Genomic DNA, 3,369 nt, shown 5'->3' with positions numbered 1-3,369 from the left:
TTAATCTTTATGCAGTGGATATCTCCAGTGGTGTGGAAAGTGCAAAAGGCGTAAAAGATATTAACAAAATTAAGCGGTTTCTGTTACACTGTTGATTTTTAAATTAAAGAGACAAACAAATGAATGATATTGTAATATTTGCGATAATTCTAATTGGTGTTGGCGTACTATTTATCGCAAAAACAATTATAATTGTCTCGCAAAGTGATATTTATGTGGTAGAAAGGTTGGGAAAATTTAGCCGTGAACTTAATGCAGGTCTTCATATAATTGTTCCGTTTTTAGACTCAATACGCGAAAAAATTAGCATTCAAGAGCGCATTATTGACATTCCAAGTCAGTCAGTTATTACCAAAGACAATGTTAATATCACAGTTGATGGTTTGGTTTTTTGCAAGGTACAAAACGCAAAAGAGTCAGTTTACAATGTGGTTAGTTTCCAAAAAGCAATATCATCTTTAGCAATGACTACTATCCGAAGCGAAATTGGCTCAATGCTACTTGATGAAACTCTAAGCAATAGGGAAAGGTTAAACGCTAAATTACAATCGGAGTTAGCGGATGCCGCTAGCAATTGGGGGCTTTTAGTCACTCGAGTTGAGATTAGCGATATATCTGTACCACAGGATATTGAACAAGCGATGAACCTGCAAATGAAAGCTGAGCGTGAAAAACGCTCAATAGAATTAAACGCAATGGCAGAGAAAGAGGCAGTTATTCGTAAGGCGGAGGCTATTAAACAAGGTGAGTTCTTGAAAGCAGAGGCCATTGAAAGAATGGCAGATGCAAAAAAATATGAACAAGAAAAAATTGCTGAAGGGCAAAAAAAGGCAATCACTATCATTAACGAAGCGATTGCCAAAAACCAAGACTCGGCTGAATTTTTACTTGCAAAAGACAGAATTAAAGCGTTTGGTTTGTTGGCATCTAGCAACTCAAAAGACAAACTTATAGTACCCTATGAGGCTACGGAACTCATTGGCAGTTTAAGTATTTTAAAAGACATCTTAAAAAAGGATAATGGATAGTTTGTCGGTAACCCTGCTATTTTCACTGGGTATTTTCTTTACCTTTTTAGAGATTATTCTTTATTCATTTTTTATTATTTGGTTTGGTCTTGCTTTTCTTGTTGTTGCCATTATTGAGTTTTTTTTTCCTTTACCTTCAATTTGGGTACAACTTTCTTTGGTTGTTGTCATTGCTGTCATTTTATTTCTAATTTTTTACAATCCGTTAAAAAGTTTTGTCAATAAAAGTCAAAATTTTTCAAATGATTTTATTAAACAACACGGAAAAGGCATTATAAAAAATAATATGTTGAGCTATCAAGGTAGTTATTTTAAGGTTGTTGACAGTGATATTTCTGCCTTAGATGGGGCTGAAGTAGAGGTGATAAAAATAGATAAAAACAATGCATGGATAAAAAATGAATAACTACAATTTGCCCGATGACAAAGGGCATTTTGAACAATACGGTGGTGTTTTTATTGCAGAAGCTTTAATGACAGCGGTTACCGAATTAAAAGAAGCTTATGAAAAGTACAAAAACGACATAGACTTTTTAGCTGAGTTTGAAGATGATTTAAAACATTATGTTGGTCGCGCTACGCCACTTTATCACGCACAAAATCTCAGCAAAAAATTAGGCGGTGCGCAGATTTATCTCAAGCGTGAAGACCTTAACCACACTGGCGCACACAAGGTCAATAATGCCATTGGTCAGGCGCTACTTGCAAAACGCATGGGCAAAATACGCATCATTGCTGAGACAGGCGCTGGTCAGCATGGTGTGGCAACAGCAACGGTTGCAGCGCGCTTAGGTTTAGAATGTGTGGTTTATATGGGTGAAGTTGATGTGGCGCGTCAGGCATTAAATGTATACCGTATGAAGCTTCTGGGTGCAACAGTTGTGCCTGTAACTTCTGGTTCTAAGACTTTAAAAGATGCGCTGAATGAAGCGATGCGTGACTGGGTAACCAACATTGACAACACCTTTTATATTATTGGCACTGTGGCTGGCCCTCACCCTTACCCAATGATGGTGCGTGACTTTCAAAGCGTGATTGGTCGCGAGGCCAAAGCACAATTTGCCGAGCAAGTTAGCGGTTTGCCTGATGCGCTTATTGCTTGTGTAGGTGGTGGCTCAAATGCAATTGGTTTGTTTCATGCATTCATTGATGATAAGTCGGTTGAAATTTATGGCGTTGAAGCAGCCGGTCACGGCATAGAAAAAGGGCCAACTGCACATGCTGCACCGCTTTGTGCGGGTAGTGTTGGCGTATTACACGGCAATCGCACCTACTTAATGGAAGATGAAAATGGTCAAATCATTGAAGGACACTCAATCTCAGCAGGCTTGGATTATCCTGGTGTTGGACCAGAACACGCTTACTTAAAAGACTCGGGTCGTGCTCAATATGTGGCCATTACTGACAAAGAAGCACTTGATGCTTTCCATATGCTTACCAAAGTTGAAGGCATTTTGCCGGCATTAGAGTCTTCTCATGCGATAGCATACGCCATCAAATTTGCTAAAAAGCTTGGCAAAGACAAAAATATTATTGTTAATCTTTCGGGGCGTGGCGACAAAGACATTCATACTATTGCAGAACTTGAGGGGATTGAATTTGGCTCTTGACTGGATTTAACTGCAAATCAAATTGTCAGCTTAAACAGAAATATTATTAATCATTAGAGGCTTTGTGGTTTGTTATTTAGAGTTTCTTGTAGCATGTATCGGTTTTTTTCTTAGCCACCACCATAGTATTGATAGTTGAAGCAGTAGTAGTGGGATAGTGGAAAGCAGAACGACCCCCCAGCCAAAATTAAATACAAACCAACCTGCTGACAATAAGGCCATAGCTTGCATAGCAAAAATTACAAAATCATTGACGGATTGTACTTTGAATTTTTCAATATCATGATAAGCCTTTGGCAATAAACTAGTGCCACCAATAAACAGAAAGTTCCAACCTAGCCCTAATAGAATTAGTGCCGCCCAATAATTAGTTAAACTGTGGTTATATCCAATGATAATACAGGCAAAATATAGTATGATGCCAATTATCATCATTTTACTAAGCCCAAATAATTTAACAACAATTGGGGTGAATAGAGAAGGTAAAAACATGGCAATAACATGGGATTGAATGACAAGTTTAGTTTGTGCCAATGAAAATCCGTCAATAACATGCATACTTATTGGTGTGGCAGTCATAATATAACTCATAATAACATAACCCACTGCAGCACTAGACACAGCAACAATAAACACAGGCTGCTTGATAATAACGCCCAAGCTTCTGCCTGATTGTTTTTGCTCAGGTTCAGATACATAGTCTGAGCGATAAAACCACAATAATAAGAATG

The 3,369-nt window shown here is 38.0% G+C and carries 4 protein-coding genes and 1 pseudogene; 4 read left to right on the top strand and 1 reads right to left on the bottom strand.

All coding sequences use genetic code 11. The features are described from left to right. The first annotated feature begins 14 nt into the window (after positions 1-14). From trpF to trpB, 4 genes are read left to right on the top strand one after another with little or no spacing between them, the layout of a single operon-like run. The gene (gene trpF, locus BAZSYMA_RS03530) at positions 15-95 is read left to right on the top strand and encodes a phosphoribosylanthranilate isomerase (protein WP_277621613.1); all 81 of its coding nucleotides are present in this window, start codon (positions 15-17) and stop codon (positions 93-95) included. 24 nt (positions 96-119) lie between these two features. Continuing rightward, a complete protein-coding gene (locus BAZSYMA_RS03525; protein WP_090715687.1) occupies positions 120-1,028 on the top strand; it encodes an SPFH domain-containing protein in 909 nt (302 codons plus the stop codon). Continuing rightward, complete coding sequence (locus tag BAZSYMA_RS03520) at positions 1,021-1,434, top strand: NfeD family protein (RefSeq protein WP_090715685.1); 414 nt, start codon at positions 1,021-1,023, stop codon at positions 1,432-1,434. Before BAZSYMA_RS03525 ends, BAZSYMA_RS03520 begins: the two co-directional genes overlap by 8 nt. Next, positions 1,427-2,638: a tryptophan synthase subunit beta gene (trpB, locus tag BAZSYMA_RS03515; RefSeq protein ID WP_090715683.1), complete on the top strand. Its 1,212-nt coding sequence runs from the start codon at positions 1,427-1,429 to the stop codon at positions 2,636-2,638. Before BAZSYMA_RS03520 ends, trpB begins: the two co-directional genes overlap by 8 nt. Before the next feature lie 72 nt (positions 2,639-2,710). Here the strand turns inward: trpB and BAZSYMA_RS09885 are convergent. Beyond that, a pseudogene (locus BAZSYMA_RS09885) lies at positions 2,711-3,369 on the bottom strand (MFS transporter); the annotation flags it as partial.

The sequence above is a fragment of the Bathymodiolus azoricus thioautotrophic gill symbiont genome, from assembly GCF_001298715.1.
GTDB lineage: Bacteria > Pseudomonadota > Gammaproteobacteria > PS1 > Pseudothioglobaceae > Thiodubiliella.
Note: the sequence above shows the minus strand (reverse complement) of the source record. Positions and strands in the feature narration are given on the sequence as shown.